Annotated in this window: 28 protein-coding genes, 1 tRNA gene and 1 pseudogene; 14 read left to right on the forward strand and 16 right to left on the reverse strand. The window is 67.0% G+C overall.

Annotated features, from left to right (window positions below; all coding sequences use genetic code 11):
* Positions 1-25: 25 nt before the first annotated feature.
* The 7 genes from pth to OVA13_RS08980 form a co-directional block, all read right to left on the reverse strand.
* Positions 26-607 (reverse strand): aminoacyl-tRNA hydrolase, encoded by a 582-nt coding sequence (gene pth / locus OVA13_RS08950; RefSeq protein ID WP_267793410.1) that lies wholly within the window; start codon positions 605-607, stop codon positions 26-28.
* A 51-nt stretch (positions 608-658) separates the two neighbouring features.
* Complete coding sequence (locus tag OVA13_RS08955) at positions 659-1,312, reverse strand: 50S ribosomal protein L25/general stress protein Ctc (protein ID WP_267793411.1); 654 nt, start codon at positions 1,310-1,312, stop codon at positions 659-661.
* A gap of 166 nt (positions 1,313-1,478) precedes the next feature.
* Complete coding sequence (locus tag OVA13_RS08960) at positions 1,479-2,438, reverse strand: ribose-phosphate diphosphokinase (RefSeq protein ID WP_267793412.1); 960 nt, start codon at positions 2,436-2,438, stop codon at positions 1,479-1,481.
* Between the two features lie 36 nt (positions 2,439-2,474).
* Positions 2,475-2,550, reverse strand: a tRNA-Gln gene (locus tag OVA13_RS08965).
* The gene (gene ispE / locus OVA13_RS08970; RefSeq protein ID WP_267793413.1) at positions 2,549-3,439 is read right to left on the reverse strand and encodes a 4-(cytidine 5'-diphospho)-2-C-methyl-D-erythritol kinase; all 891 of its coding nucleotides are present in this window, start codon (positions 3,437-3,439) and stop codon (positions 2,549-2,551) included. Before ispE ends, OVA13_RS08965 begins: the two co-directional genes overlap by 2 nt.
* Positions 3,436-4,098 carry a lipoprotein insertase outer membrane protein LolB gene (gene lolB / locus OVA13_RS08975; protein WP_267793414.1) on the reverse strand — a complete coding sequence of 221 codons (663 nt, stop codon included), beginning with the start codon at positions 4,096-4,098 and terminating at the stop codon, positions 3,436-3,438. The genes ispE and lolB overlap by 4 nt, the downstream gene beginning before the upstream one ends.
* Positions 4,095-5,777 (reverse strand): tetratricopeptide repeat protein, encoded by a 1,683-nt coding sequence (locus tag OVA13_RS08980; protein ID WP_267793415.1) that lies wholly within the window; start codon positions 5,775-5,777, stop codon positions 4,095-4,097. The genes lolB and OVA13_RS08980 overlap by 4 nt, the downstream gene beginning before the upstream one ends.
* 66 nt (positions 5,778-5,843) lie before the next feature.
* On the opposite strand from OVA13_RS08980, the gene hemA reads away from it, so the two are divergent.
* The 8 genes from hemA (at position 5,844) to OVA13_RS18010 (ending at position 15,436) form a co-directional block, all read left to right on the forward strand.
* A complete protein-coding gene (hemA, locus tag OVA13_RS08985) occupies positions 5,844-7,124 on the forward strand; it encodes a glutamyl-tRNA reductase (protein WP_267793416.1) in 1,281 nt (426 codons plus the stop codon).
* A complete protein-coding gene (gene prfA, locus OVA13_RS08990; protein WP_267793417.1) occupies positions 7,102-8,187 on the forward strand; it encodes a peptide chain release factor 1 in 1,086 nt (361 codons plus the stop codon). The genes hemA and prfA overlap by 23 nt, the downstream gene beginning before the upstream one ends.
* A gap of 236 nt (positions 8,188-8,423) precedes the next feature.
* Positions 8,424-8,870, forward strand: coding sequence for a GNAT family N-acetyltransferase (locus tag OVA13_RS08995; protein WP_267793418.1), 447 nt, complete (start codon positions 8,424-8,426; stop codon positions 8,868-8,870).
* Between the two features lie 316 nt (positions 8,871-9,186).
* Positions 9,187-10,911 carry an O-linked N-acetylglucosamine transferase, SPINDLY family protein gene (locus OVA13_RS09000; RefSeq protein ID WP_267793419.1) on the forward strand — a complete coding sequence of 575 codons (1,725 nt, stop codon included), beginning with the start codon at positions 9,187-9,189 and terminating at the stop codon, positions 10,909-10,911.
* 26 nt (positions 10,912-10,937) lie between these two features.
* The gene (moaB, locus tag OVA13_RS09005) at positions 10,938-11,456 is read left to right on the forward strand and encodes a molybdenum cofactor biosynthesis protein B (RefSeq protein ID WP_267793420.1); all 519 of its coding nucleotides are present in this window, start codon (positions 10,938-10,940) and stop codon (positions 11,454-11,456) included.
* Positions 11,457-11,470: 14 nt separating this feature from the next.
* Entirely contained in the window at positions 11,471-11,806 is a 336-nt protein-coding gene (locus OVA13_RS09010; RefSeq protein ID WP_267793421.1) for a helix-turn-helix domain-containing protein, read from the forward strand.
* Positions 11,807-11,877: 71 nt separating this feature from the next.
* Positions 11,878-12,669 carry a polyphosphate kinase 2 gene (gene ppk2 / locus OVA13_RS09015; protein WP_267793422.1) on the forward strand — a complete coding sequence of 264 codons (792 nt, stop codon included), beginning with the start codon at positions 11,878-11,880 and terminating at the stop codon, positions 12,667-12,669.
* Positions 12,670-13,099: 430 nt separating this feature from the next.
* Positions 13,100-15,436, forward strand: coding sequence for a glycosyl hydrolase family 18 protein (locus OVA13_RS18010; RefSeq protein WP_324288283.1), 2,337 nt, complete (start codon positions 13,100-13,102; stop codon positions 15,434-15,436).
* A 212-nt stretch (positions 15,437-15,648) separates the two neighbouring features.
* Here OVA13_RS18010 and OVA13_RS09030 read toward each other — a convergent pair whose 3' ends face one another.
* Genes OVA13_RS09030 through OVA13_RS09040 form a run of 3 tightly spaced genes read right to left on the reverse strand, consistent with a single transcriptional unit; the run spans position 15,649 to position 17,761 of the window.
* A complete protein-coding gene (locus OVA13_RS09030; RefSeq protein WP_267793423.1) occupies positions 15,649-15,915 on the reverse strand; it encodes an acylphosphatase in 267 nt (88 codons plus the stop codon).
* Entirely contained in the window at positions 15,915-16,487 is a 573-nt protein-coding gene (locus OVA13_RS09035) for a TlpA family protein disulfide reductase (RefSeq protein ID WP_267793424.1), read from the reverse strand. Before OVA13_RS09035 ends, OVA13_RS09030 begins: the two co-directional genes overlap by 1 nt.
* A complete protein-coding gene (locus OVA13_RS09040) occupies positions 16,484-17,761 on the reverse strand; it encodes a YihY family inner membrane protein (protein ID WP_267793425.1) in 1,278 nt (425 codons plus the stop codon). The genes OVA13_RS09035 and OVA13_RS09040 overlap by 4 nt, the downstream gene beginning before the upstream one ends.
* Positions 17,762-17,840: 79 nt before the next feature.
* Between OVA13_RS09040 and wrbA the strand changes: the two genes are divergently transcribed.
* The 4 genes from wrbA to OVA13_RS09060 are packed head-to-tail and all read left to right on the forward strand — an operon-like array spanning position 17,841 to position 19,979.
* Positions 17,841-18,437 (forward strand): NAD(P)H:quinone oxidoreductase, encoded by a 597-nt coding sequence (wrbA, locus tag OVA13_RS09045; protein ID WP_267793426.1) that lies wholly within the window; start codon positions 17,841-17,843, stop codon positions 18,435-18,437.
* On the forward strand, positions 18,437-18,769 hold the full coding sequence (locus OVA13_RS09050) for a DUF2069 domain-containing protein (protein ID WP_267793427.1): 333 nt from the start codon (positions 18,437-18,439) through the stop codon (positions 18,767-18,769). Before wrbA ends, OVA13_RS09050 begins: the two co-directional genes overlap by 1 nt.
* Complete coding sequence (locus tag OVA13_RS09055; RefSeq protein ID WP_267793428.1) at positions 18,766-19,473, forward strand: hypothetical protein; 708 nt, start codon at positions 18,766-18,768, stop codon at positions 19,471-19,473. The genes OVA13_RS09050 and OVA13_RS09055 overlap by 4 nt, the downstream gene beginning before the upstream one ends.
* Before the next feature lie 20 nt (positions 19,474-19,493).
* On the forward strand, positions 19,494-19,979 hold the full coding sequence (locus OVA13_RS09060) for an asparaginase domain-containing protein (RefSeq protein ID WP_267793429.1): 486 nt from the start codon (positions 19,494-19,496) through the stop codon (positions 19,977-19,979).
* Positions 19,980-20,120: 141 nt separating this feature from the next.
* Here the strand turns inward: OVA13_RS09060 and OVA13_RS09065 are convergent, their stop codons facing one another.
* Positions 20,121-20,486, reverse strand: a complete 366-nt coding sequence (locus tag OVA13_RS09065; protein ID WP_267793430.1) for a GNAT family N-acetyltransferase — start codon at positions 20,484-20,486, stop codon at positions 20,121-20,123.
* Between the two features lie 123 nt (positions 20,487-20,609).
* Here OVA13_RS09065 and OVA13_RS09070 point away from each other — a divergent pair.
* Positions 20,610-20,783, forward strand: a pseudogene (locus OVA13_RS09070) (asparaginase domain-containing protein); the annotation flags it as partial.
* A gap of 60 nt (positions 20,784-20,843) precedes the next feature.
* On the opposite strand, the gene OVA13_RS09075 reads toward OVA13_RS09070, so the two are convergent.
* The 4 genes from OVA13_RS09075 to OVA13_RS09090 all read right to left on the reverse strand — a co-directional run bounded on the left by OVA13_RS09075 (position 20,844) and on the right by OVA13_RS09090 (position 23,856).
* A complete protein-coding gene (locus OVA13_RS09075; RefSeq protein WP_267793431.1) occupies positions 20,844-21,587 on the reverse strand; it encodes a hydrolase in 744 nt (247 codons plus the stop codon).
* Positions 21,588-21,633: 46 nt separating this feature from the next.
* Entirely contained in the window at positions 21,634-22,251 is a 618-nt protein-coding gene (locus OVA13_RS09080; RefSeq protein WP_267793432.1) for a nitroreductase family protein, read from the reverse strand.
* A gap of 68 nt (positions 22,252-22,319) precedes the next feature.
* Positions 22,320-23,108: an SDR family NAD(P)-dependent oxidoreductase gene (locus tag OVA13_RS09085; RefSeq protein ID WP_267793490.1), complete on the reverse strand. Its 789-nt coding sequence runs from the start codon at positions 23,106-23,108 to the stop codon at positions 22,320-22,322.
* A 502-nt stretch (positions 23,109-23,610) separates the two neighbouring features.
* Positions 23,611-23,856 carry a tautomerase family protein gene (locus OVA13_RS09090; RefSeq protein WP_267793433.1) on the reverse strand — a complete coding sequence of 82 codons (246 nt, stop codon included), beginning with the start codon at positions 23,854-23,856 and terminating at the stop codon, positions 23,611-23,613.
* 298 nt (positions 23,857-24,154) lie between these two features.
* On the opposite strand from OVA13_RS09090, the gene OVA13_RS09095 reads away from it, so the two are divergent.
* Positions 24,155-25,117 (forward strand): LysR family transcriptional regulator, encoded by a 963-nt coding sequence (locus tag OVA13_RS09095; protein ID WP_267793434.1) that lies wholly within the window; start codon positions 24,155-24,157, stop codon positions 25,115-25,117.
* A gap of 110 nt (positions 25,118-25,227) precedes the next feature.
* Here the strand turns inward: OVA13_RS09095 and OVA13_RS09100 are convergent, their stop codons facing one another.
* The gene (locus tag OVA13_RS09100; RefSeq protein ID WP_267793435.1) at positions 25,228-26,163 is read right to left on the reverse strand and encodes a LysR family transcriptional regulator; all 936 of its coding nucleotides are present in this window, start codon (positions 26,161-26,163) and stop codon (positions 25,228-25,230) included.
* Between the last annotated feature and the right edge of the window lie 31 nt (positions 26,164-26,194).

Genomic DNA, 26,194 nt, shown 5'->3' on the forward strand with positions numbered 1-26,194 from the left:
TGCCCTGCAAATCACCAATCACCAATCACGGCTTCTGCGTGTGCAGCCGGGTCATCGCATCCATGAAGTTGCCCGCCACCGCCAACGGCAGCACGTCCAGCGCGTCGTCGATCGCCCGCGCGATCATCGCTTCGTCATCCTTGCCCGGCTTGCCCAGCACCCAACCCGTCACGCGATCCTTGTGGCCGGGGTGGCCGATGCCGATCCGCAGCCGGTGGAACTTGCCATGCCCGAGGTGCTGGATGGTGTCGCGCAGGCCGTTCTGTCCGCCATGACCGCCGTCGAACTTCAGGCGCGCCGTACCTGGCGCCAGATCCAGCTCGTCGTGCGCCAGCAGGGCCTCTTCCGGTGCGATCTTCCAGTAGCGCAACGCCGCGGCGACCGACTTGCCGCTGAGATTCATGTACGTAGCCGGCTTCAGCAGCCACACCGGCTGGCCGGCGATGACGACCTTGGCGGTCTCGCCGAACAGCTTGCTTTCCAGCCCGAAGCGCTTACCCTGCCGTTCCGCCAGGGCATCGACAAAATGGAACCCGGCGTTGTGCCGGGTTCGGGCATGTTCGGCACCGGGATTGCCCAGTCCGACGATGAGACGCAAACCTGCCATCGCAGTGCATCACGCCGGTGTGCCCGCCGGAGCGGGCACACCGTGGCGCGATTACTTGTCGTCCTTCTTGGCGACCTTGGCAGCCGGAACTTCGGCCGATTCGGCCGGCGCGGCTTCGGCTTCTTCCTTGCCGTGCTTGGCGATCACGACGGCAACGTCGTGTTCCTTGCCCAGCTTGAGTTCCGGGATCTCGACGCCCGACGGCAGCTTGATGTCGGACAGGTGGATCACCGCACCGACAGCCAGGTCGGAAAGGTCGAGTTCGATGAACTCCGGCAGGTCCTTCGGCAGGCACTCGACGACGACTTCGTTCAGCTCGTGCGTGACGACGACTTCCGCCGACTTGCCGGCCGGCGACTTGTCTTCGTTCAGGAAGTGCAGCGGCACGCCCGTGCGCAGCTTCTCGTTCTCGTTCACGCGCTGGAAGTCCAGGTGCATGATCTGCTGCTTGAACGGGTGGCGCTGCATGTCACGCAGCAGCACCTTCTGGATGTCGCCGTTGAGGCTCAGGTCCAGGATGGACGAGTAGAACCAGTCGTGCTGGCTGGCCAGCCAGACGTCGTTGTGGTTCAGCTGGATGCTGACCGGGGTCAGTTCGCCACCGTAAACGATGGCCGGCACAGTACCGGCGCGACGGAGGCGGCGGCTCGCACCCTTACCCTCGTCTTCGCGGCGCTGCACTTTCATTTCATGCGTGGTTGCCATTTTTGCTACTACCTTTCAGTTGGATGAACCGCCTCGCGACGGTTTTGATGACTCTCCCGCGACCAGAAGAGTCTTTGGAGCCGTGATTCGTGATTCAGTGACTCGTGATTGGCGGAGAAGCGACTGCTTCCATCGAATCACCGAGCCCGGATCACCGTCACGGCTTTTAATCCACGTACAACGAGCTGACCGATTCGCCGAAGGCGATGCGGCGGATCGTTTCCGCCAGCAGTTCCGCCACGCTCAGCTGGCGGATCTTGCTGCAGCCCTGCGCCTGCGGCGAGAGCGGGATGGTATCGGTCACGACGAGCTCGTCGAGGACCGAGTTGTTCAGGTTGTCCACCGCCGGGCCGGAGAGCACGGGATGGGTGCAGTAGGCAGCCACCTTCTTGGCGCCATGCTGCTTCAGCGCCGCCGCCGCGGCGCAGAGGGTGCCGGCGGTGTCGACGATGTCGTCCACCAGCACGCAGTCCTTGCCCTCCACGTCGCCGATGATGTTCATCACCGTGGCGACATTGGCGCGCGGACGGCGCTTGTCGATGATCGCCAGGTCGGCGTCGTCAAGGCGCTTGGCGACCGCGCGGGCGCGCACCACGCCACCGACGTCGGGCGACACGACCAGCAGGTTCTCCGTGCCGTAGGCGCGCCAGATGTCGGCCAGCAGCAGCGGGGACGCATACACGTTGTCCACCGGGATGTCGAAGAAGCCCTGGATCTGGTCCGCGTGCAGGTCCACCGTCAGCACGCGGTCGGCACTGACCGCGCTGAACATCTTGGCCGCCACCTTGGCCGTGATCGGCACGCGCGAGGAGCGCATGCGGCGATCCTGGCGGGCGTAGCCGAAGTACGGCACCACCGCGGTCACGCTGCTGGCCGATGCGCGCTTCAGCGCGTCGATCAGCACCAGCAGCTCCACCAGGTTCTCCGCGCTGGGCGCGCAGGTCGGCTGCACGACGAACACTTCCTGCCGGCGCACGTTCTCCTGGATTTCCACCTGCACTTCGCCGTCGGAGAAGCGCGACACCAGCGCCTTGCCGGGACGCACGCCCAGCTCGCGGCAGATGCTGTTGGCCAACGGCTTGTTGGCATTGCCGGAGAAGACAAGCAGGTTGCGTTCGTCTTGCATGGTCGTCTCGGCAGGTACGGGAGAAATCGGATGAATTGGCAGGGGCGGAAGGATTCGAACCTACGAATGCCGGGATCAAAACCCGGTGCCTTAACCACTTGGCGACGCCCCTAGGCGTTTTCTTCCTTTCCGGCACCACGCCCGAGCCGCCGCAACAGCGGCGACAGTGCAGCGCCCTGCGCCAGCCAGGCACGGACGCCCGCAGGCAGGTCCGCCTGCGCCGCTTCGGCCGACGCTAGGTCGGCGAACTCCACGAAGCAACCGCTGCCGGAACCGGTCAGCCGCGGCGTGCCGACGTGCGCAAGGGCCTGGAACACCGCCTCGATGGCAGGTTCCCGGCAGCGCAACACCGGCTCGAACGCATTGCCGAGCAGTGATCCCGAAAGGAAGTCCGATATTTTCGCGGGTGCGGCATCACGCGTCAAATCCGGATCACGGAAAAGTGCCGCGGTGGGCACGTGGACGCCCGGATCGACCAGCAGGTACCAGGCCGGCGGCAGCGTCACCGGCGCCAGTTCCTCCCCTACCCCTTCGGCCCAGGCGTTGTGGCCACGGACGAAAACCGGCACATCCGCCCCCAGGGCAAGGCCCAGGGCTTCCAGTCGACTCCCCGGCAGATCCGTGCCCCACAGCTGGTTCAGTGCCACCAGGACTGTGGCGGCATCCGATGATCCGCCGCCGAAACCTCCGCCGGCAGGAATGCGCTTTTCGACACCGATGTCGACACCTTGTGCGACATTTGCCTCTTTTTTGAGGATGTTGGCCGCGCGCACCAGCAGGTCATCGGCTTCGTCCACGCCGGGAACCGAGACGCCCACGCGACGCACTTCGCCATCCTCGCGCATCCGGACATGAACGGTATCGCCCCATTCCAGCAGCCGGAACACGGTCTGCAGCAGGTGGTAGCCGTCCGCGCGGCGTCCGGTGATCTGCAGGAAGAGGTTCAGTTTCGCGGGGGCCGGCCAGGCCGACCAGCCGTCCGCCGCGTTGAACGTACTCACGGCGTCTCGAAGTTCCACTGGTCAACGACCAACCGTACCGACGCCCCGTCCCGCGTGGCATCGATGCGTCGCGGCATGGCCGGGCGCTCGCCTTGCGGCGGGAACCAGTCGGTGAACTCCACCCGCCAGCCCTGCTGGCGCAGGCTGCGCAGGTTTCCCTCAAGGGAGTAGGCCTGCTCGCCGGGCCCGTCGCTGCGGAACTCCGCGTCCGCCAGGCCACGCGTCCAGCGGACCAGCGCCTGCAGCGGAATGTCCCAGCCGGTGGCCTCCCTCAGCAGCACTTCGGCGTCCTCGCCTTCGCGCGGACCGCCTTCCAGGCCCTCAATGCGGCCGGCATCGGAATGCAGGTCGCCCATCAGGCGCCAGCTTTGCCGCGTGACCGGCGCACTCAGTGCCACCTGGTAGGCATCACCGCGCTGTTGCCAGTCGATGCGGCCGCTGCCGCCCTTGCCCTGCGCATTGACCGCCACGCGCCCCTCGAACGACCAGTCCTCGCGGCTCGCCAGCCAGGCTTCCCGTGTGGCCTGCGTCGCCTGGGCAGCGGCAATCGCCTCCGGATCGGTCATGACCGGCGCCGTCGACGCCGTAGGACCACGACTGGCACAGCCCAGCATCGACAGGGCCACCAGCCCTGCCATCGTCACGCCACGGATGTTCATGCGCCCGTTTTCTCCAGCGCCCGCAGCAGCGAACGGTTGTTGGGGTCCAGCTTGCGCGCCTCATCGAAATACCGCCGCGCCTCGTCCTTCTGCCCCATCACCCACAGCACTTCGGCAACGTGGGCTGCGATTTCGGGGTCTTTCTGCAGGGTAAACGCGCGCCGAAGTTCGACCAGCGCCTCGGCGTTGCGGCCCAGCCGGTAAAGCACCCACCCATAGCTGTCGATGATGGCGGCGTCTTCCGGCGCCGCGGTGCGCGCACGATCGATCAGCTCAAGCGCTTCCTGGTAGCGCGTGGTCCTGTCGGCCAGGGTATAGCCCAGCGCATTGAGGGCGGCGACGTTTTCCGGGTCGATCACCAGGATGCGCCGCAGGTCGGCCTCGGCACGCCCGATGTTGTCCCGCCGCTCCCAGGCCAGGCCGCGCGAATACAGCAACGCCAGGTCATCGGGATAGGCCGCCAGCCCGCGCGCGAACACTTCAAGCTCGCCGGCATCCTGCTTGTCCTTCTGGCGGAGTTCGGCCTCCATCAGATAGGCATCGCGGCGGGTGCCATCCCCCACGCTGGCATCGCCCTGCAGGCGGCGCGCATCGGCGAACGCTTCTTCCTTCCGCCCCAGCTCGTAGAGGGTATTGATGGAACGCAGCCTGGCCTCGGCCCGCTGCTCGCCGGCCGGCACGCTGCGGTACCACTCCAGGGCTTCCTCGCGCCGCTTGAGGAACTCGGCAATCTGGCCCAACAGCAGCCGGCGGTCCGGGTTGTACTGGGCGGCCTGCCCCGCATCGGACGCCTTGCGCAATTCGTCGTAGAGCGCGGTCAGGGCGGTGGTGTCATCGGCCTTGGCCAGCAGGGACGCGCGCAGGCCATAGGTCAGGCTGTCCTGGGGACCCTGACCCAGCGCGCGCGAGGCCGCCGCCGGGTCGCCCAACCGGTCGTACTCCTCCGCCACCTCCAGCCGCAGCGCGCTGTCGGCCGCCGCCTTGGGCAGCAGGTCATCCAGCACCGCACGGGCCTGTGGCTTGCGGTCGGCCTGGCGCAGCTGGCGCGCATGCAGCAGCGCCACCTGCGGTTCGCCAGGGAAACGCTTCACCACGTCGGCGACCATCCGCTCGGCGAGATCGCGCTGTTCCAGTTGCTGCGCCAGGCCTGCGAACGCCAGCCAAGCCTGCAGTTTGTCGGGAATGGCGCGGTCGTCGACCAGCTCGTCCAGCAGCCGTGCGGCCAGGTCCGGATCCTTGCCCCCGCTGGCGAGCGCGGTCAGCGCATAGCGCCAGCCGAGGTCGTCGGCGTCCTTCATCAACGCCGCCAGTTCACGGCGCGCGACCCGCGCATTGTCCTGTCGAAGCGCCAGGGTGGCTTCGGCGCCGCGCAGGGCCAACGTGCGCGGGGACCGCGCGCGCCACAGCTTGAGGGCTTCGGCAGCGCGCGCGTCGTCCTTGGCCAGCAGGGCAATGCGGGTGGCACGCTCGGCCAGGCCCGGGTCGTCATCCTGCCGTGCCGCCTCCAGGTACCAGCGGGTGGCTTCCGGCAGTTGGCCCGCCTGCAGGGCGAATTCCCCCGCCATCACCGCCGCCAGCGGGTCGGGGTGCTCTTTCGCGGGCTTCGGTGCCGCGATGGCGGGCTGTACGAGCGCCCACAGCAACACGGCAGCCAGGGTGGTACGGATCATTTCGGGCATGAAGGTCACGTGGGCTTTAAAATGGCGGCCCTTACCAGCCAGCAGCTTACTGCAAGCACCTGAACAATGACGTTGTGGGTCCTAGGACTGAACCACCAGACCGCGCCGGTCGACCTGCGCGAACGGGTGGCGTTTGGCCCGCAGACACTGCCTGCCGCGCTGGCTTCGCTGCGCGCGTTGCCCCAGGTGGCGGAAGCCGCACTGCTGTCCACCTGCAACCGCACCGAGCTCTATGCCGTTGCCGAAGACGGCGAGGCCCTGGCGCGCTGGTTGGCCACCCATGCCGAAGGCCTGGACACCTATCTCTACCGCCACCAGGATGCCGACGCGGTCCGTCACCTGTTCCGCGTCGCGACCGGCCTGGACTCGATGGTGCTGGGTGAGCCACAGATCCTGGGCCAAGTGAAGGACGCCTGGGCCAGCGCACGCGAGCACGGTGCGCTCGGCAGCCGCCTCGACCGGCTGTTCCAGCAGACCTTCGCCGTCGCCAAGCGTGCGCGCACCGACACGCGCGTGGGCGCGAACCCGGTTTCCGTCGCGTCCACCGCCGTGCGGCTGGCGCAGAACTCCTTCGCCCGCCTCAGCGAATCCACCGTGCTGCTGGTCGGGGCCGGCGAAACGATCGAACTGGCCGCCAAGCACCTGAGCGAAGGACGCGTACGCCGGCTGCTGATCGCCAACCGCACACTGGCCCACGCGCAGGAGCTGGCCAGCCGCCATGGTGGCTATGCGCTGCCCCTGGGCGAACTGGAACGCCACCTTGCCGAAGCCGACGTGGTGTTCTCCGCCACCGCGGCACGCGAACCCGTGGTGACCCGCGCACAGGTCGCCAGCGCGCTGTCCCGGCGCAAGCACAAGCCGATGCTGCTGTTTGATCTTGCCGTCCCGCGCGACATCGAATCTGGCGTGGCGGACCTGGCCGACGCCTACCTCTACACCGTCGACGACCTGGAACGGGCGGTGGAAGACAACCGCCGCGGCCGGCGCGAGGCAGCCGATGCCGCCGAAGCCATCATCGACGTGCAGGTGGGGCGCTTCATGGAAGGCCTGCACGCCAGCACGCGGCAGGAACCCCTCAAGCGCCTGCGCGCCCTGGGCGAATCCACCCGCGAGGACGTGCTGGCCAAGGCACGCCAGCAACTGGCCAACGGGCGGGACGCCGAGCAGGTGCTGGAATTCCTGGCGCACACACTGACCAACCGCCTGCTGCACCCGCCGACCGCCGCATTGCGCGAAGCCGCGCTCAGCGGTGACGCGGAACTGTCGCGTGCCGCCGACCGCCTGTTCCCCGCGCAGGCGCCCTACTCCCACATGAAGAAAGACGATGACGCCGACGCTGCGCCGTAAGCTCGAAGCGCTGGCCGAACGCCGCGAAGAACTCGAACGCCTGCTCTCCGACCCTGGCGTGCTGGCCGACAACGACCGCTTCCGCAACTACTCGCGCGAGTTCTCGCAGCTGGAACCGCTGGCGACCGCGATGGCGGAAGAAAAGAAGGCGCGCGACGACCTGTCCGCCGCGCAGGCGATGCGCGATGACCCGGAACTGGCCGAGCTGGCGGAAGAAGAGATCGGCGCGGCGCGGGCACGGCTGGCGCAGCTGGACGACGAGCTGATGCTGCTGCTGCTGCCCAAGGACAGCCGCGACGAAGGCAACCTCTTCCTGGAGGTGCGCGCGGGCACCGGCGGCGACGAAGCCGCGATCTTCGCCGGCGACCTGTTCCGCATGTACGCGCGCTATGCGGAACGGCAGGGCTGGAAAGTCGAGGTGGAATCCGACAGCCCGGGCGAGCACGGCGGCTACAAGGAGGTCGTGGCGCGCATCGTCGGCCGCGGCGCCTATTCACGGCTGAAGTTCGAGTCCGGCACCCATCGCGTGCAGCGCGTCCCCGAAACCGAATCGCAGGGCCGCATCCACACGTCCGCCGCCACCGTCGCGATCATTCCCGACGTGGAAGAGGTCGAGGAGGTCGTCATCAATCCCGCGGACCTGCGCGTGGATACGTTCCGGTCGTCCGGTGCCGGCGGCCAGCACGTCAACAAGACCGACTCGGCCATCCGCATCACCCACGTGCCCACCGGCACCGTGGTCGAATGCCAGACCGAGCGCAGCCAGCACGCCAACCGCGACAAGGCGATGAAGCGGCTCAAGGCCCAGTTGCTGGATGCCGAGCGCAGCAAGCAGCAGGCCGCGCAGGCGGAATCGCGCAAGCTGCAGGTCGGCAGCGGCGACCGCAGCCAGCGCATACGCACCTACAACTTCCCGCAGGGGCGCATCACCGACCACCGCGTCGAAGGCCTCACCCTGTACGACCTGCCCAACGTGCTGCAGGGGAATCTGGACGAACTGGTCGATCGCCTGAGCCGCGAATACCTGGCCGACGAACTGGCACGACTGACCGAAGCGGCCTGAGCCGCGAGTCCACCCCATGATCCTCCACGCGACTGTCCGATCTGTCCGGCTGACCCTCTGAGCTGTCCTCCGCAACATCCCGGCGCACGCCGGGACCCAGTGACTGGGCTCGGTTCAACAGGGTCGGGGAAGCATGAAGACCCTGGTCCCCGGCTTGCGGCGAGCTGACGGCATCACTGCATGTTGAAGCACCGATATGGTGTAGTGCACCCAACGCCGTGACGCCAGGAGCGCGAATGAAGACCCCCATCACCCGCGCGACAAGCGATGACGCGGATGCCATCGCCCCGTTGTTCGACCTGTACCGTCGCTTCTACGGACAGCCTGCCGACCTGGCACGCGCCCGCGCCTTCATCGGCGAGCGGCTGGCCCGCGGGGAATCGGTGATCCTGGTGGCCAGGCACGATGGCGAGCTGGCGGGATTCACCCAGTTGTTCCCGTCGTTTTCCTCCGTTTCCGCAGGACGCACCTGGGTACTCAACGACCTGTTCGTGCACCCGCATGCGCGCCGCCATGGCCTGGCGCGTGCCCTGCTTGCCGCCGCCGCCGAATTCGCGCGCACCGACGGCGCATTGCGGCTGGAACTGGAAACCGACCACGACAACCATCATGCGCAGGCGCTTTACCGCGCGATGGGATGGGAACCGTTCGACGGCACGCTGCGGTTCCGGCTGGGGCTGTAACGCTTCAAGCGCGCATGATTCCATGAGGGCGTGGTGCGGGCAGACAGCACCGCTGAGTCGCGAACGCGGCCGAGGCCTTTGCCGGCGAATGATGATTCGTCATTCCGATGCATCGCGGTGCGCCCGGGAGGGTGCGCGATGACCTGCTGTCGGCGCGCCGTCGCGGCTCACGTCGCTCCCAAGATCGCCCGGACGTCACCGTCGTGGACCGCGGCTTGTATCCCGTCGCGCCCAGCCGCTAGGCTGCCCGCCATGATCACTGCCTCGCGTCTCGCCGCGTGTCGCCACGCGCCCACCTCCTGCCCCGGCCGCGAACGTGGCCACTGACGATCCGCGCAGTGCGCGTGCGCAACTGCGTCAGCGCGTGCAGCACGCTCCCCTGGATTTCATCGCCTGGGTGATGCTGGCGGATGCGGAGCTTGATCACGGCGACGCGGAAGCCGGATTGCGCGCTGCCGCGCAGGCATTGGCGTTGAGAGCCGGCCATCCTGAGGCCCTGGCCCGGCTTGGTCGCGGTCACTGGATGCAGGGCCGACATGCACAGGCCACCGACGCGCTGCGGCAGGCGGCCACGCAGGCACCGCAGCATCCCGGCATCGCGCTCTGGCTGGGCCACGCGCTGGAAGACGCCGGTGAAGCCGAAGCCGCCGCGCAGGCCTACGAGCATGCGTATCGCCTGCTGCCGGACGAGCCGCTCTTCGCCGCGCACCTGCTGAACTGGCGCCGCAAGCTGTGCGACTGGCGCGACCTCGAACGGCTTTCTGCCCAGGTCCGCGCCGCCGTGCGCGATGGCGGGGGCGTGGTGGAGCCGTTCGCCTTCCTCAGCGAGGACACGCGCGCCGACGAACAACTCGCCTGCGCCCGCGCACGCGCTCAGGTGATCGCACGGAGCATCGCGCCGCTGCCCGCGCCTGCGCAGGAAACCGGCGACGGCACGCTTCGCTTCGGCTTCCTGTCCAACGGTTTCGGTGCGCACCCGACCGGGCTGCTGACCGTGGCGTTCTTCGAAGCGATGCGCGCGCACGCGGAGGCCAGCGTGCATCTGTTCGCGCTCAATGCCGACGACCGCAGCCCGATCCGCCAGCGGCTGGAGGAAGCCACCACGCTGCATGACGTCGCCGGGCTGTCGCATGGCGAGGTGGCGCAACGCATCCGTGAGCAGCAGATCGACATCCTCTATGACTTGCGTGGCTGGGGGGGCGGTGGCACGCCGGAGGTGCTGGCGAGGCGGCCGGCGCCCCTGCAGGTCAACTGGCTGGCCTATCCCGGCACGTCCGGCGCGCCATGGATGGACTACGTGCTGGCGGATCGCTTCGCGCTGCCGCCCGCGCTAGTGCCCGGTTATAGCGAACAGGTCGCCTGGCTTCCCGGCGCTTTCCAGCCTTCCGATACACGACGCGGAATCGGCACGCCCCCGGACCGGGAAGACTGCGGCCTGCCCCTCTCGGGCGTGGTCTATGCGTGCTTCAACAACAGCTACAAGCTCAATCCGGGCAGCTTCACGCGGATGCTGGACATCCTGAAACAGGTGGAGGGCAGCGTGCTTTGGTTGCTGTCCGGCCCCGGTCTGGCCGACGAGCGCCTGCGCGCCGCGGCGCGCGCGCAAGGCGTGGACGCAGGTCGATTGGTGTTCATGCGCAAGCTGCCGCATGCGGACTACCTGGCGCGCTACCGGCACGCCGACCTGTTCCTGGACTGCAACCCGTACAACGCCCATACCACGGCGTCGGATGCGCTGTGGGCCGGCTGCCCGGTGCTGACGCGACCCGGCGAAACCTTCGCGTCGCGCGTGGCAGGCAGCCTCAACCATCACCTCGGGCTGGATGATCTGAACACCGCCAGCGACGCCGACTACGTGCGTCTTGCGGTGACGCTCGGCCGGGACGCGGGCGCCCGCGATGTGCTGCGCACGCGACTGAAGCTGGCACGCGAGCACGCTGGCCTGTTCGACATGGCGCGGTTCGCCACCGGCTTCCTGCAGCTGGCACGACGGATGGATCAGCGAAGGCGGCAGGGCCTGCCACCCATCTCACTCGACTGACACGCGTTTGCGCTACGCTGCGCGGCATGAGCCATGCCGACGAACTGATCCCCTTGAACCTTTGCGTGCTGACCGTTTCGGACAGCCGCACCCTGCAGGAAGATCGCTCCGGCGACTATCTGGTCGCCGCACTCACGGAGGCGGGCCACCAGGTGCACGCACGCGCACTGCTGCCGGACGACCGTTACCGCCTGCGGGCCCTCGTGTCGCACTGGATCGCCGATCCGGCGGTGGACGGCATCCTGGTGACCGGTGGCACCGGCTTCACCGGTCGCGATTCGACGCCTGAGGCGCTGCTGCCGCTGCTGGACAAGGAGATGCCCGGCTTCGGCGAACTGTTCCGGCAGATCAGCTTCGACGAGATCGGTACGTCGTCGCTGCAGTCGCGCGCATTCGCGGGCCTGGCCAACCAGACGTTCGTGTTCTGCCTGCCCGGCTCCACCTCCGCCTGCCGCACGGGCTGGGAAAAGATCATCCGCGCGCAGCTCGATGCGCGCACGAAACCCTGCAACCTGGCCACGTTGCGTCCCCGCCTGAAGGAATGAGCAAGGAGCCGTCGATGTCACTGGACACTACCCTTCGCCTGCTGGCCAAGGCCAGCGGCATGACCCCGGCGGATCTTGCCGCCGCCATTCCGCGCGCCGGCGTGGCCACCGTCAAATCCTGGATGGCCGGCGACAAACTGCCCGGCCGTGACCAGTTGAACGCCCTGGCGCGCGCACTGGGCGTGCCGGCCGGCGCGCTGCTGTCGGAGCTGGCCACCACGCTGGACCCGGCCCGCACGCGCGGCGAACACGACCTGCTGGCTGCCTACCGCGCCCTCAACACGCGGCAGCAGGGCGCCCTGCTGGAAGTCGCGCGCGGCATGGCGGGACAGGCGCGCCGCAAGCGCTGATGCCCTGATCGCCGCACGCGGTCCGCCGCACTCGCTTCGCCGCCCCTGTTTCCGCCACCGCAAGGAACGCCATGAAGACGCTCAAGCGAAAAGAATACGAAGCCCTGCTGACACCGCTCCAGCTGGAACTCGCGGCGATGGCGCGCTGGGCCTCGCACAGCGGCGCGCGCATCGTCGTGGTGATGGAAGGCCGCGACACGGCCGGGAAGGGCGGCGCGATCACCGCGATCACCCAGCACCTCAACCCGCGCCAGTGCCGGGTGGTCGCGCTGCCCAAGCCCAGCGAACGCGAAGCGACGCAGTGGTACTTCCAGCGCTACATCACGCACCTGCCGGCGGCCGGCGAGATCGTCCTGTTCGACCGCAGCTGGTACAACCGCGCCGGCGTGGAGAAGGTGATGGGCTACTGCAGCGAAACGCAGTACCGCCAGTTCCTGCAGCAGGCGCCGGTGTTCGAGCGCGGCATCACCGACGACGGCATCCTGCTGTTCAAGTACTGGCTGTGCGTGGACCAGGCGCTGCAGGAGGAGCGTTTCGCCGAACGCGCCGAAGAGCCGTTGAAGAGCTGGAAGCTGTCGCCCATCGACCTCAAGGCGCGGGAAAAGTACGGCGACTACACCGCTGCGCGCGAAGCCATGCTGAAAGCCACGCATACCGCCCATGCCCCGTGGACGCTGGTCGACTTCAACGACCAGCGCCTGGGCCGGCTCACCCTGATCCGCCACCTGCTGGATCGGCTGCCGGATACCGAAGTGCCTCTCGAGCTGCTGGGCCTGCCGCCCCTGAAGGGCAAGCTGGCCAAAGAGAAGTACACCGTGGTGAAGCCCATCCCCTCCTTCCGCGCCAAGGCGCCGCGCGGCTAGCACGCAAGTAGCCAACGCCCCTGACCGGGGCTCGCAGGACTCCATCGCCTGCCCGACGCGACCGAGCCTGCATCCGGCATGCCCTCGGCAAGTCCTCACGGGACAGGAAGCGGTCACGGCTTGTCCGTGCCTTGCGCGTGGGTCGGCATGCACGGTGACACGTGCAGCGCGCATGCGTCTTCGCGGATGACGCGTGGCGTGTCACGCGCCTGCAGCTTCCGTCTGCTTACCAGCGTGGGAAAGACACGGTGGCGCCAACAATTGCGATAGCCCAACTGCATCACATCCGTTCATGTGTGCATGCGGCATACCGGCACCCGGCCGATCCGATACAGGACCGTCCACCCCCCCACACCGCACTACCCGGCACGGCGGGGACTGCCTTGCAGTCCGCGACCTCCACCTTACGCAAGGCTATGGGAGAGTGATCATGTTGAGGAGTTTGGGCAGGACTTACTGGCTGATCGGGGCGCTGGCGATGGCCGCCAGCGGCAGCGCCTACGCGCAGACCGTCAGCTGCAGCGGCGTACCCGCGTGGACGTCGTCCACCATCTACAACCCCGGCGACAAGCTGGTGTACCAAAACCGGCTGTACGAGGCGAAGATCCAGATCTGGAATGCGCCACCCACGCACTGCACGAGCTGCGGCTGGTACCAGGACCTGGGCGCATGCGGCACCGGCAGCAACCAGCCGCCCAGCGTCACGCTGACGGCACCCGCCAATGGCGCGTCCGTCACCACCGGCAGCACGGTGACGGTCAGCGCCAATGCCAGCGACAGCGATGGCACCATCGCGCGCGTGGAGTTCTTCCGCGGCACGACATCACTCGGGGTGGATACCGCATCGCCCTACACGGTCACCTGGAGCAACGCGACGGCCGGCAGCCATGCCTTCCGCGCGGTCGCCACCGACAACGGCGGCGCGACGGCCCAGTCGGCCACCGCCACGATCACCGTGGGTACCCCGTCGGACACCATCGCGCCCAGCGTGCCGGCCGGGTTGAATTCGCCATCGAAAACCGCGTCCAGCGTGTCGCTGGCGTGGGCCGCCTCCACCGACAACAGTGGCGGCAGCGGCGTGGCCGGTTATGACGTCTACCGGAATGGCTCGCTTGCGGGCTCGGCCACCGGCACCAGTTTCACCAGCACGGGACTGTCGGCCAACACCGCCTACAGCTTCACCGTCCGTGCGCGCGACAATGCCGGCAATGCGTCCGCGCAGAGCGGCGCCATCAGCGTGACCACCTCGGCGGCCAGCGATACCGTCGCCCCGTCGGTCCCCACCAGTCTGGCCGTGGTCGGCCAGACGAGCAGCAACATCTCGCTGGCGTGGAACGCCTCCACCGACAACAGCGGCGGCAGTGGCGTGGCCGGCTATGACGTCTACCGCAATGGCGTGCTCGCCGGCTCCCCGGCTGGCAACACCTACACCGTCACCGGACTGGCCGCGGCCACCAGCTACAGCTTCACGGTGCGCGCGCGCGACGTGGCGGGCAACGCGTCCGCTCAGAGCACGGCCATCACCGGCAGCACCACGTCCGGCGGTGGGGGCGGCAACAAGCGGCTGCTGGGTTATTTCGTGCAGTGGGGCATCTACGCACGCAACTACCGGGTGAAGAACATCGACACCAGCGGCACCGCCGCCAAGCTCACCCATATCAACTACGCGTTCGGCAATGTCCGCAACAACCGGTGCGAGGTCGGCGTCACCCAGCCCACCAACGAGGCCACCGGCGCAGGCGGCGACGCGTTCGCCGACTACACCAAGGCCTTCAGTGCGGCCGAAAGCGTCGACGGCGTCGCCGATACCTGGGACCAGCCGCTGCGCGGCAACTGGAACCAGCTGAAGGAACTGAAGGCCAAGCATCCCGGCCTGAAAGTGCTGATCTCGCTGGGCGGCTGGACGTGGTCGCGTGGCTTTGCCGAGGCCGCCAGGCCCGCCAACCGGCAGGCATTCGTGGCCTCGTGCATCGACGCCTACATCCGCGGCAACCTGCCCGTCACCGACGGCGCTGGCGGCACCGGTGCGGCGCTTGGCGTGTTCGACGGCATTGACCTGGACTGGGAATACCCCAACGCCTGCGGCCTCAGCTGCGGCACGGCGGAAGACCGCGCCAACTTCACCGCACTGCTGGCCGAATTCCGCAGCCAGCTCAACGCGGTGCGGCCGGGCCTGTTGCTGACCGTGGCGGTGGGTGCCGGCGTCGACAAGATCGCCGCCACCGATCCGGGCCAGTACGCGCAGCACCTGGATTTCATCAACATCATGAGCTACGACTTCCACGGCACGTGGGAACCACGCACCAACCACCATTCGGCGCTGTTCGATTCGCCCAACGATCCTTCCACGGGCGATATCCGCTTCTACAACAGCAATGACGCGGTCGAGGCCTTCCTGCAGCGTGGCGTGCCGGCCTCCAAGTTGAACCTGGGCATCGGCTTCTACGGCCGTGGCTGGACCAACGTGCCCAACGTCAACAACGGCCTGTACCAGAGCGGCAGCGCCGCCGCGGGCACGTACGAGGCGGGCAACGAGGACTACCGCGTGCTGAAGAACCTGGCGTGGCCCAGCTTCATCGATCCGGTCGCGCGCGCGCACTGGATCTACAACGGCACCACGTTCTGGTCGTTCGACAACCCGGCCATCATCACCGAGAAGATGAACTACACCAAGGTGCAGGGCCTGGGCGGCGCGTTCTTCTGGGAGCTCAGCGGCGACGATGCGCAGGGCACGCTGGCCAAGACGATGAGTGCGGGACTGGAGTAAATACGTGTCGGGAAGGAAGCGGCCGCATGGCCGCTTCCTTCTTTCGTGCGGGAAGGGTGGGTCGCGACTGCGCCCTCCCGATATCGCCACTCACGCTGCACGGGCATGAACGCACGGCAGCGCGCCGCGCATGGGAGACCGCGCATGGGAGACCGCACAACGTGCCGCGATGGCTCGCCGTCGCGACCCACGTCGCTCCCACAGAATCCGCGTCAGCCGGTGACGAACCCTTCGTTGACCGCACCCTGCCAGTCGCCGCGCTCCACGCTGTCCACGCGCGCCGAGGGCGGCCCATGCCGCAACCAGGCTTCCAGCGTATCGAGTGCGTCGACAGGCCCGGCGGCAATCACTTCAACGCGCCCATCGGGCAGATTGGTGGCGCGCCCGGACAGCCGCAGGTCCAGTGCGCGTTCGCGGGTGGAAGCGCGGAAGAACACGCCCTGCACCTTGCCGCTCACCAGGAAACGCACCGCCGCCATCACGCGCCTGCTTTGGGTCCATCGGTTTCCGCGATCACCGCTTCGATCTCCTTGCCGGTCACCGGGCCCAGGAACTGCTTGGCCACGCGTCCGTCGGGGGCGATCAGATACGTCAGCGGCAACCCGCGCGGCGTGGCGAAGTCGGACGGCGGGTTGTACACGTCGAGGATGGCGATGGGATACACCACCGGCCGCTTGGCCAGGAATGCCTTCAGCTCGTCCGCTTCGATTTCCTCGTAGGCCAGCCCGATGACCTCGATGTGGTCGTTGGCCTTGTCCAGTTCGGACAGGTCCGGCATTTCCTTCAGGCACGGCGCGCACCAGGTCGCCCAGAAGTTCACCACCACCCACTTGCCGCGGTGCGAAGCCAGGTCGTAGGCCGCGCCTTCCAGCGTCTGCACCTTCAGCGTAGGCAGCTCCGCGGTATGGTCCCCCGCCTTGCCGGCCGCCGGCTCCACCGCCTGCACCTGCGCCTCGATGGCGGGCTGCGCGGCTTCCTGCGGCGCGGATTCGGAATTGCAGGCGCTCAGCAGCAGCGGAATCGCAAGCAGGGGGGACAGGCGGGATGTCATGCAGGCTCCTTGATGGGTTCGGCGAACAGATCGCTGACCCGTTGCTTCAACAGTTCGCGCAGGGGAATGCGCAGGTCGTCCAGCGCACCGCGCGCAGCGCGGCCAAGCGCGTCGTCACGGAACGGCAGGTGGGCTTCGGCCACGGGGATGCGCAGCTGGCAGGCTTCGTACAGGTCGCACAGGGTCAGGTCATCCAGGTCGCGCGCCAGCAGCCATTCGCCTTCCTCGTCGCGCCGCAGCAGGTTGATGTCCGACAGCTGTCCCAGCATCTGCTGGATCAGCGCGTCGGTCAGCATCGGCTCCATCGCCAGGATCTGGTCGCTGTGCAGGCCGCGGCCGTGTTCGCGCGCCTGCGCGAAGCGGCCCAGCATGCGCAGCAGGCCGTAGAGCTCGTAACCCAGCGGCAGGCGCATGGCCACCGGCTGGTAGCGGAACGCGGCCATGCCCGATGCCAGCGACGCACCCAGCAGCACGGCGATCCAGCACAGGTAGATCCACAGCAGCAGGATGGGCGCGGCCGCCACCGCGCCATAGATCTTCTGGTACGCGTTGAAACTTCCCAGGTACAGGCCCAGGCCCCACTTGGCCAGTTCAAGCAGCACCGTGGCCAGCAACGCACCCGCGACCGCATAGCGCCACTTGATGGTCCGGTGCGGCACCACGCGGTAGATGACCACGATGGCGGCGCACTCGATCAGCACCGGCGCGATGCTCAGCGACAGGCCCTGCACCCAGCGCCCGCCACTGGTGGCGAACAGCGGCAGCGCATAGAAGCGCGCCGAGAGCGCCAGCGACGCCGCCGCCATCAACGCACCCAGCGTCAGCACCGTCCAGTAGACGAGGAACCGCGAGAGCTTGGGCCGCGCACTGGTGACGCGCCAGATGCGGTTGAAGGTGGCCTCGATGCTGTTGAGCGTGATCAGCAGCGACGCCACCAGCGCGATCACGCCCACCGCGGTCAGCTTGCCGGTATTGGCCAGGAAACCATCCAGCGTGGTCTTCAGGCTGTTGGCCGCGCCGGGCAGGAAGTTGGCGAAGATGTAGTCGCGCAGCTGCGCGCTCCACTCCTGGAACACCGGGAACGCCGACAGCACACCGAACACCACCATCGCCAGCGGCACCAGCGCGAACAATGTCGTGTACGCCAGCGAGCCGGCGGCCTGGAACAGCCGGTCGTCGAGGAAGCGCTTGGCGAGGAAACGGAAGAACGTGCCCGCGCGCGCGCGGTCGCGCATGCGGTCGCTCCAGCGGTTCAATGAGTCCAGTGGCTCCATGGGCGGAAGGGTAACCGATGCGCCGTGGGGGCGACATCGCCGATACTAGGCACGTTCCCGCCCCTCAAGACCTGCCCTGATGCCCGAGATCCTGGTGCTTTACTACAGCCGCGGCGGTTCCGTGGCGCGGCTCGCGCGACAGATCGCGCGCGGCGTGGGCGAGGTGCAAGGCATGTCGGCGCGGCTGCGCAGCGTGCCGTCGGTCGCCGCGGTGACGCAGCAGGCCGCACCGCCGGTGCCCGAAGACGGTGCGCCCTACGTGGACCGGCAGGACCTGGCGGAGTGCGCCGGGCTGGTGCTGGGCAGCCCCACCCGCTTCGGCAACATGGCCGCGCCGGTCAAGCATTTCATCGATGGCCTGGGCGCCGAGTGGGCCAGCGGCACGCTGGTCGGCAAGCCGGCCGGGGTGTTCACGTCCACCGCCACCCAGCACGGCGGGCAGGAATCCACCCTGCTGTCGATGCAGGTCCCGCTGCTGCACCATGGCTGCGTGATCGTCGGCATTCCGTTCACCGAGCCGCAGCTCAGCAGCACGCGCACGGGCGGCACGCCCTACGGCGCCAGCCATGTCGCCGGTGGCGAGAATGACCCGCAACCCAGCGAGGACGAAGCCGCGCTGGCACGTGCGCTGGGCCGGCGCGTGGCCGACATCGCCCGCCGGCTGGGGCAGCCGTGATGGACCGCTCGCGCCTGGTGCTGGCCGCCCTGCTGCAGCTGCTGGCCGTGCTGTACGCGGTCTGGTTCTACGGTGACCGCCATTACGTCGCCGTGCTGCTCGTGTTCTGCCTGCCGCCGCTGTTGCTGATGATCGGCGTGATGGCGCGGCGGCCGAGCGCGGCGTTCTGGGCGGGCGTGTTCGCGCTGTTCTGGTTCGCGCATGCGGTGATGGTGGCGTATTCGCGCCCGCCGGAGGCGGGATACGCGTGGGGCGGCATCGTGCTGTCGGTGGGCATCGTGCTGGCGACCAGCTGGCCGGCGTTCCGCAAGCGGTTCCGGAAGCAGGCGTGATGCATCGCTTTGCGGCCGCGCTGGCGTTGCTCGCCCTCCCGGGCCTGGCGCTGGCGCAGGACGACGTGTGCCAGGCCGACGCCGGCGCGCGCATGGCAAACCGCGACGGCAGCACGCTGGCGTTGCGCACCGAGTGCCCTTCAGCGGACACGCGCAGGTATGTGGTCGAGTTCGCCTGCGCGGATGCTCGCCGGTGCGATCGCCTGGAAGTCGGACAGGAGGTGGCCGAGACTCCGATGGGCCATGCCGCGCTGGTGGACATCGACGGCGACGGCATGCACGAGGTGGAAGTGCGCGGCATGTGCGGCGCCGGCCCCAACTGCGAAGGCGATGTGTACCGCATCGATCCGCGCACGCGGAAGTTCATCCATTTCTTCAGTGGCGGCTACGCCGAGCTGCAGGTGCTGGACGGCTGGCTGGTGGAAGCCGGTCGCTCCAGCTGTTGCGCGTGGGAGTTCCATGGCTGGAAGCTCGACACCGCCACCCCGCCGCTGACCTACGACAACATGGACCTGCTGGCGCAGGTGGACGCCGGCGGCGACGAGGCCGGCAACGTCACCTCGGTGCAGTGCACGTTCCTGCGGCCGAACGGCGATAATCGGCAGGTGGTGGCACCGCCGTCGCCTGCGCTGGAACGGATCTGCGAGCACTACGGCGAGCCCTACCACCTGACACCCCCGGACACAACGCCAGGCGCGCCATGAGCGCCGGCAGGAGCATTGAGATGGAAGAGCTGCTGATCGTCACCACCGGTGGCACGATCGACAAGATCTACTTCGACGACAAGTCGGACTACCAGATCGGCGACCCGCAGATCGGCATGATCCTGCGCGAGCTGGGCGTGACGTTCCGCTTCACGGTCATCCCGATCCTGCGCAAGGATTCGCTGCACATCACCGACGAGGACCGCGAACTGATCCGCGCGACCATCGCCGCGCAGCCGATGAAGCATGTGCTGGTGACGCACGGCACCGACAGCATGGTGCAGACGGGCCAAGTGCTGGCCACCATCGCGGACAAGACCATCGTGATGACCGGCGCCCTCAGCCCCGCCCGCTTCCGCGGCTCGGATGCGGAATTCAACATCGGATGCGCCATCGGCGCGGTGCAGTCGCTGCCGACGGGCGTCTACATCGCGATGAACGGACGCATCTGGGATCCGGCGAAGGTCAGGAAGAACGTGGCGGCGAACCGGTTCGAGGCGGTCTGATACCGACAGACGCGTGGATGCTTCACTGACAACAAGGCCCGCTGATGCGGGCCTTGTTTTTTTACGAAAGAGGGAAGTGTTCTCCGACCCTTGCAACCCAACGGGAAAACCCACTCCGACCGTTGTTTCGAAGCGTCAGGCCTACGGCGGAGAGATGACGAATGCATAGCTGCTTGCCGACAGCTCGACGGCTTTTGCACCCATGGCCTCATACAGCGAGATAGCCCTGTGGTTGCTCGAACGCACATTGTTGATCACAAGCTCACGGCAGCCCTTGTCGCGCGCCTTCTGCCGCAGCTGCTCGATCACCGTACTCCCATAGCCACGTGAGCGCTGCCTTGAATCAATCTCGATCTTCTCCAGCACGAAGCTCTCTCCGGGCTCGAACCAGCCATGAGCACGACCTACCCGGCGACCATCGAGCCATGGCTCGATGACATAGTGCCGCCGCTGCTGGCTCTCTTCGAAGCGCCAGTCTGTTTTCCATTGGAGAGGGGTTGCTTTCAATGAGGGTCTACTTGGGTGCGATGGCCGAACACCCGAGTCGAGCCGGGCCGTGTCGCGGCCTGGGCGGAGGGAAGACAGGCCGGGAGCGGTAGGCAGAATACCTCTCCCCAGCTGAATCCCGGCGCAGCCGACCCGACGCGTAGCGTCACGCACGGCACCGATAGCATGATGCAGACGGGCCACGTGCTGGCCTTGATGCCGGACAAGACCATCGTGGTGACCGGCGCCCTCAACCCCGCCCGCTTCCGTGGCTGGGATGCGGACTTCAATATCGGCTGCACCATCGGCGCGGTGCAGGTCTTTCACCCCATGGAACGACAGGGCCCGCTGACGCGGGCCTTGCCCGGGGCGGCTGGATCACTTGTCCTTTGCTGCTTCTCTGACCGAGCGCGAGTAGTTGATCCCGACACCCCACGCGCCGCCGTGCCTGGTGACGATATCCATCACGGCCGGATAGGTTTCCGTACGTGCCCAGTCGTACTGCAACTCGGAGAGAAGGCCGATCCACGTGAGCGGCCTGGCGCCGGCCTGGACCATTCTCTGTATGGCCAGATCATGCGCCTCCATGCTGGATCCCCCTGAAGCATCGGACACGATGTAGACCTCGTATCCGGCCTCGATCGCGGACAGCACCGGCAGCGCAAGGCAGAGCTCGGTCCAGGTGCCGGCGAAGATCAGCTTCTTGCGGCCAGTCTTCCTGACGGCATCCACGATCCTCGGATCGGCCCACGCGTTCAGTGAGCTGCGGTCGATCACTTCATGGTCCGGAAAGACACGACGGATCTCCGGAATGATCGGGCCTGTGAACGTGTCCGCTGAAACGGTGGTCAGGATCACGGGAAGATTGAAGGCCTTCGCCGTCTTCGCCAGTGCCTCCGTGTTGTTGACGATCGTCTGGCGGTCGTGGGAAGCGATGCCGAAAAGGGTCTGTGGCTGGTGGTCGACCAGAATGACGACGGCGTTGTCCTTGGTGACGATCTCGCGACTTTCTTTCGCATAGCCCGGCGGAGGGGTTGCCGTTGCCGTACCCGCCGTGCCAAGGGCAAGCCCCAGGAGGGCGACTCGAATCAATGGAACATGAAAGACCGGTACCGACTTCATCGTGCTTCCTCGGGATCTGGGTGGTTGGACATCCTGTGACGACGTTTCATGCCAGGGTGAGCACGTCATTGATCGGCCGGCGTGGTTTCTGGGGCCAGTTGTCCGGCAGGGCCTTGCCGACGGCCAGAAGCATCACCGGTACCTCGTCCGGACGCAGCCCGAACTCCTGGGACACGGCATCCGCATCGAAACCGATCATCGGCCCTGCGCCCAGGCCGAACGCGTGCGCCGCCTGGATAAGCGTCGATGCACCGAACGTCGCCGTTCTCACTGCTTCATCGCGCTGCTGCCGGGGCTTGCCGTCGTAGAGCGACTTGGCCGCACCCACCCAGCCGGGAACCATCGTGGGCGGCATGATGCCTGCGTCCACCACGGGCTGCAGTCGCTCCGCCAGCGTCCGATAGTCCGCCAGCTGCCCGCAGACAATGAAGGTGACCGCCGCCTCCGTGATCTTGGCTTGGTCCCACGCGATGCGTCGCAGCCTTGCCTTTGATTCCGGATTCCGCACTGCGATGAATCGCCAGTTCTGCAGGTTGAAGGAGCTCGGCGCCGTGGTGGCCAACTTCACCAGCGACGTGATGTCATCGTCGCTAAGCGTATGGGATGGGTCGAACAGATTGATGGTGTGGCGGGCCTGGATGGCCTGTATGAGGATGTCGTTCATGGGGTCCTTGATGGAATACGCGTGCTGCGGGTGGGGGAGGATCCAGGCGACGCCTGCAGGAGGCGCACCTAGACGATGCTGTCCACCACACCGCCGTCGACACGAAGTGCGGCGCCGGTGGTGGCAGAGGCCTGATGGGAACTGATGTACAGGATCATGTTGGCCACTTCATCGACGGTGGCAGCTCTCCGGATGATCGACGTCCCCCGGTGTGCAAGCACGAAGTCAGCCGCCAATTGCTCGAGCGCATGGCCTGAAGGGTGACTCTCCGCCTGGAGCATGGCGGCGACACCGTCTGACAGCGTGGGCCCAGGCAGAACCGCATTGACGGTGACACCGCTGCCGGCGAGCCGCTTGGCCAACCCTCGCGACAGGGCCAGCTGGGCTGTCTTGGTGAACCCGTAGTGGATCATGTCGGCGGGGACGTTGAGCGCCGACTCCGATGACACGAAGACGATGCGACCCCAGCCCTTGCGCACCATCGCGGGGGCGTACGCCCGGGAAAGCCGTACGCCCGACATGACATTGATGTCGAAGAAGCGCTGCCACTCGGCATCGGGAGTGTCGAAGTAGTCCTGGGGGCCGAAGACGCCGAGGTTGTTGACCAGGACATCGATGTCTGGATGAGCGGCCGCCAGCCGCGTGCACTCGTCAGCGCTCCGCAGATCGCCTGCGAATCCTTCCACCAGCGGCGACTCCGATCGCAGGCGCGCCAACGCGCCATCCACACCGGTATTGCTGCGGCCGTTGACCACGACGCTGGCCCCTGCCCGCAGGAATCCCTGCGCAGTGGCAAACCCGATACCCGCCGTGGATCCGGTTATCAGAACCTTCTTTCCTTCCAGATTGATGTGCATGGTTGTCTGCTCCTGATCGGCGTGAAGCTTTGCGCATATCGCGCGGGCGATAAGCCGGTCGTGCGCGGCAAGACCTTTCATGCAGTTCGAAAGATCGACCGGCAACGCCGCGGAGGGCTCTGCGCGAACGGGTGCGCCCGCGTTTTCAACCCCTGCTGGTGGCGCCGCCGAGGGGCGGGATCCCATAAGACGCGGGGATGTGGCGATGGAACAGTCCGTCGCGATGACAGCGAACCTGACGGGCAACGTGCCGGTCGCTTCCCTTCTCATCATCAGGAGCGTGCTGCCGAAAAGTTGTTCGCCAGATGCAGCGGGACGGTCCGGACACTGGGCTGACAGGCCGGCAGACGTGAGCTACATGCCGGCACGGTCCTGGCACGGAAGATCGGGCGACTTCCCGTGGCGGCGGATCAATGAAGATGGAAAGGCCGGGCGCTACCGGCATGCAGCGCCTTCCGTGGACTTGCCTCTCCGCTCGAATGGCAGCGAGGACGTCGCGTGCTCAATCCTGATGTTTCGCCAGCGAGCCGTAACCCGGCCAGCGGAACAGATCGGCTTGACGTTGATTCATCTCGGGCTCGTAGACATCCTCCATCCACCGGTCTGGCGGCACCTCATGCACTGCGACCGAGATGTTTTCCAGTCGATAGGACATCGTGTCGCTCAACAGCTGGGCGATGTTGTCGGCCATGGCCTTCTTCTCGCGGTCCGGCCGGCCGGGATAGAGCTTGACGATGACGTGGGGCACGGGTGACCTCGTGTCGGGAATTCAAGGTGGACTCAAGCTCCGCCCACGCGCCCGATACGCATGCCGGCGTGCCTGCTTTGGTGCGCGGCCCTGCATCAGGCCTGGAAGTCGTCCGATGGCCCTGCTGCCGCTATTGCCAGAAGCGGCTGGATACCGCCATCCTTGATGGATACTGACGTGTCGCTGCGCCGCAACCATCAGGTCTGAGCCGGAAAGACCTTCCGACTTCCCCGAAAGGTCACTGTGTTCGAATTGTCCTGCCCGCCGACGCTGGCGCCGTGGTCGCCGCGCCCGGATCATGGAAAAGCTCGCCATTCACCCTTGGGGGTTGCACGACGTGGACAGAATCGATGCGCTCAGGATTTTCATCGATGTCGTCGACACGGGGAGCTTCTCGGGTGTCGCAAGGCGACGCGCCATTGCGACGTCGACGGTCGCCCTGGCCGTCAGCCAGCTTGAGGAGATGCTCGGCGGGCAGCTGTTGGCCAGGTCGACCCGCAGACTCACCCTGACACACGAGGGCGCCCTGTTCCTCGAGAATGCCCGCCGGATCGTGGCGGATTGGGATAGCTCGATAACCGGGCTGCGTGAGGACGGGCCACTCTCCGGACCGTTGCGGGTAACCGCCACCAACGATTTCGGAAGGAGCACGATCCGGCCTCTCCTGGATGCATTCCAGGCCAAGCATCCGGGGGTGCAGGTCACGCTGCTGTTGAGCGATGAAGCGGTCAACCTGATCGACAAGAAGATTGATCTGGCTTTCCGGAGTGGCCCGCTGCCGGACTCGAGCCTGCGCGCAAGGCTCCTGGTCAGGGGCTATCGCCACGTCTGTGCATCACCGGCCTATTGGGACCGCGCCGGGCGCCCCGCTCACCCCAGGGATCTGGAAGCCCACAACTGCATCGTGTTGGATCGGCCAGGTGCGCCCCTGTCGCTCTGGCCGTTCCGGGAGGCTGACAAGCTCTTCAACATCAAGGTCGGGGGTGACCGCATGGCGAGCGATGGGGACATCATTCGTACCTGGGCGATGGAAGGGCACGGCGTGGTCCTCAAGTGCAGCTGGGACATTGCCGATGACCTCAACGCCAGGCGCCTGGAGACTGTTCTGGACGATTTCCTTTTTGGTCCTGTAGATCTCTACGCCGTGTATCCGGGCGGCGCGCCGAGTCGGCGATTGACTGCGCTTGTCGATAGCGTGGCCGCGTCACTGGGCGGCGCCCATGCCGGGGAGAGCGCTGCAGGCACGACGCGCTTGACCTGAGCGCAACGAGAGGGATGCGAGTTGGCTGTCATCGCGTGGGGAAGGCTGAAAGCGATGCCCGCTCCGGCTGGAAGAAAGAAGCCGGAGAACCCCTGACCCCATCGGATCGATCAAGGCGCCGTTTCCGGCCCCGGGTTGAACTCGCTGCCGATATCGCGATCAAGCAGGCAATCGATGAAGGCGCGAAGCGCGGGCAGCATGTATCGACGGCTCGAGTAATAGAGGTAGAGGCCGGGGACCGTCGGTGACCAGTCTGCCAGTACGCGCTTCAGGCGCCCGTCCCGCAATGCGTCGGCGATGTCGTCGTCGTTGTAGGCATACAGGATGCCGAGGCCTTGCAGCGCGGCGGGCACGATGATGTCCTGATGGTTCGAGATCACGCTTCCCTCACCGAAGAACTCGACCGCTTTTCCTTTCTTCGTGAACGGCCAGCCTGCGATCTTGCCGCTGCCGGGGAAGCGCCAGTTGATGCAGGCATGACGGCTCAGGTCGGCAGGCGTCTTGGGTTCGCCATGCCGGGCGAGGTAATCGGGCGATGCCACGGCGTGCAGTTCGATGTCGGGCGTCAGTCGTACCGCCACCATGTCCTTCTGCAGCCGGCCGCCGACGCGGATACCGGCATCGAAGCCTTCGCCGGCGATGTCGCTCAGCGCGTCATCGATCACGATGTCGAGCACGACGTCGGGGTTCGCCTTCGCGAAACGTCCCAACCGCGGCGCGAGCACGCGCTTGGCTGCCATGCTCAGCGTGTTGATGCGCAGCGTTCCCGCCGCGCGTGCACTCGTGCCCACCGCCTGCGCCACCGCCTCATCCATGTCGCGCAGCATCGGCGCCATGCGTTCATGCAGCCGGCGGCCCGGTTCGGTCGGCGACACGCTGCGGGTGGTGCGGTTCAGCAGCCGGACGCCCAGCCGCGATTCCAACTGGCGGATGGTCTGGCTGAGCGCGGAGCGCGACAGCCCCAGGTGATCGGCGGCACGGGCGAAGCTGGCCCGGTCGACGACGGCCACGAAGGCCTTGAGTTCGGCAAACTCGGAGCCGCGCATTGTGTCCTGATTCCTACATAGCCTGATCAGA

The organism is Pseudoxanthomonas sp. SL93 (genome assembly GCF_026625825.1).
Taxonomy (GTDB): domain Bacteria; phylum Pseudomonadota; class Gammaproteobacteria; order Xanthomonadales; family Xanthomonadaceae; genus Pseudoxanthomonas_A.

Coding starts and splice junctions, on each gene's coding strand:
- OVA13_RS09075 (WP_267793431.1), bottom strand. CDS start 21,587: ATGAAGTCGGTACCGGTCTTTCATGTTCCATTGATTCGAGTCGCCCTC.
- OVA13_RS09050 (WP_267793427.1), top strand. CDS start 18,437: ATGGACCGCTCGCGCCTGGTGCTGGCCGCCCTGCTGCAGCTGCTGGCC.
- lolB (WP_267793414.1), bottom strand. CDS start 4,098: ATGAACATCCGTGGCGTGACGATGGCAGGGCTGGTGGCCCTGTCGATG.
- OVA13_RS08980 (WP_267793415.1), bottom strand. CDS start 5,777: ATGCCCGAAATGATCCGTACCACCCTGGCTGCCGTGTTGCTGTGGGCG.
- OVA13_RS09035 (WP_267793424.1), bottom strand. CDS start 16,487: ATGACATCCCGCCTGTCCCCCCTGCTTGCGATTCCGCTGCTGCTGAGC.
- ppk2 (WP_267793422.1), top strand. CDS start 11,878: ATGAAGACGCTCAAGCGAAAAGAATACGAAGCCCTGCTGACACCGCTC.
- OVA13_RS09100 (WP_267793435.1), bottom strand. CDS start 26,163: ATGCGCGGCTCCGAGTTTGCCGAACTCAAGGCCTTCGTGGCCGTCGTC.
- OVA13_RS08960 (WP_267793412.1), bottom strand. CDS start 2,438: ATGCAAGACGAACGCAACCTGCTTGTCTTCTCCGGCAATGCCAACAAG.
- prfA (WP_267793417.1), top strand. CDS start 7,102: ATGACGCCGACGCTGCGCCGTAAGCTCGAAGCGCTGGCCGAACGCCGC.
- OVA13_RS08955 (WP_267793411.1), bottom strand. CDS start 1,312: ATGGCAACCACGCATGAAATGAAAGTGCAGCGCCGCGAAGACGAGGGT.
- OVA13_RS09060 (WP_267793429.1), top strand. CDS start 19,494: ATGGAAGAGCTGCTGATCGTCACCACCGGTGGCACGATCGACAAGATC.
- wrbA (WP_267793426.1), top strand. CDS start 17,841: ATGCCCGAGATCCTGGTGCTTTACTACAGCCGCGGCGGTTCCGTGGCG.
- hemA (WP_267793416.1), top strand. CDS start 5,844: ATGACGTTGTGGGTCCTAGGACTGAACCACCAGACCGCGCCGGTCGAC.
- OVA13_RS09030 (WP_267793423.1), bottom strand. CDS start 15,915: ATGGCGGCGGTGCGTTTCCTGGTGAGCGGCAAGGTGCAGGGCGTGTTC.
- OVA13_RS09080 (WP_267793432.1), bottom strand. CDS start 22,251: ATGAACGACATCCTCATACAGGCCATCCAGGCCCGCCACACCATCAAT.
- OVA13_RS09095 (WP_267793434.1), top strand. CDS start 24,155: ATGGAAAAGCTCGCCATTCACCCTTGGGGGTTGCACGACGTGGACAGA.
- OVA13_RS09085 (WP_267793490.1), bottom strand. CDS start 23,108: ATGCACATCAATCTGGAAGGAAAGAAGGTTCTGATAACCGGATCCACG.
- OVA13_RS09010 (WP_267793421.1), top strand. CDS start 11,471: ATGTCACTGGACACTACCCTTCGCCTGCTGGCCAAGGCCAGCGGCATG.
- pth (WP_267793410.1), bottom strand. CDS start 607: ATGGCAGGTTTGCGTCTCATCGTCGGACTGGGCAATCCCGGTGCCGAA.
- moaB (WP_267793420.1), top strand. CDS start 10,938: ATGAGCCATGCCGACGAACTGATCCCCTTGAACCTTTGCGTGCTGACC.
- OVA13_RS08995 (WP_267793418.1), top strand. CDS start 8,424: ATGAAGACCCCCATCACCCGCGCGACAAGCGATGACGCGGATGCCATC.
- OVA13_RS18010 (WP_324288283.1), top strand. CDS start 13,100: ATGTTGAGGAGTTTGGGCAGGACTTACTGGCTGATCGGGGCGCTGGCG.
- OVA13_RS09040 (WP_267793425.1), bottom strand. CDS start 17,761: ATGGAGCCACTGGACTCATTGAACCGCTGGAGCGACCGCATGCGCGAC.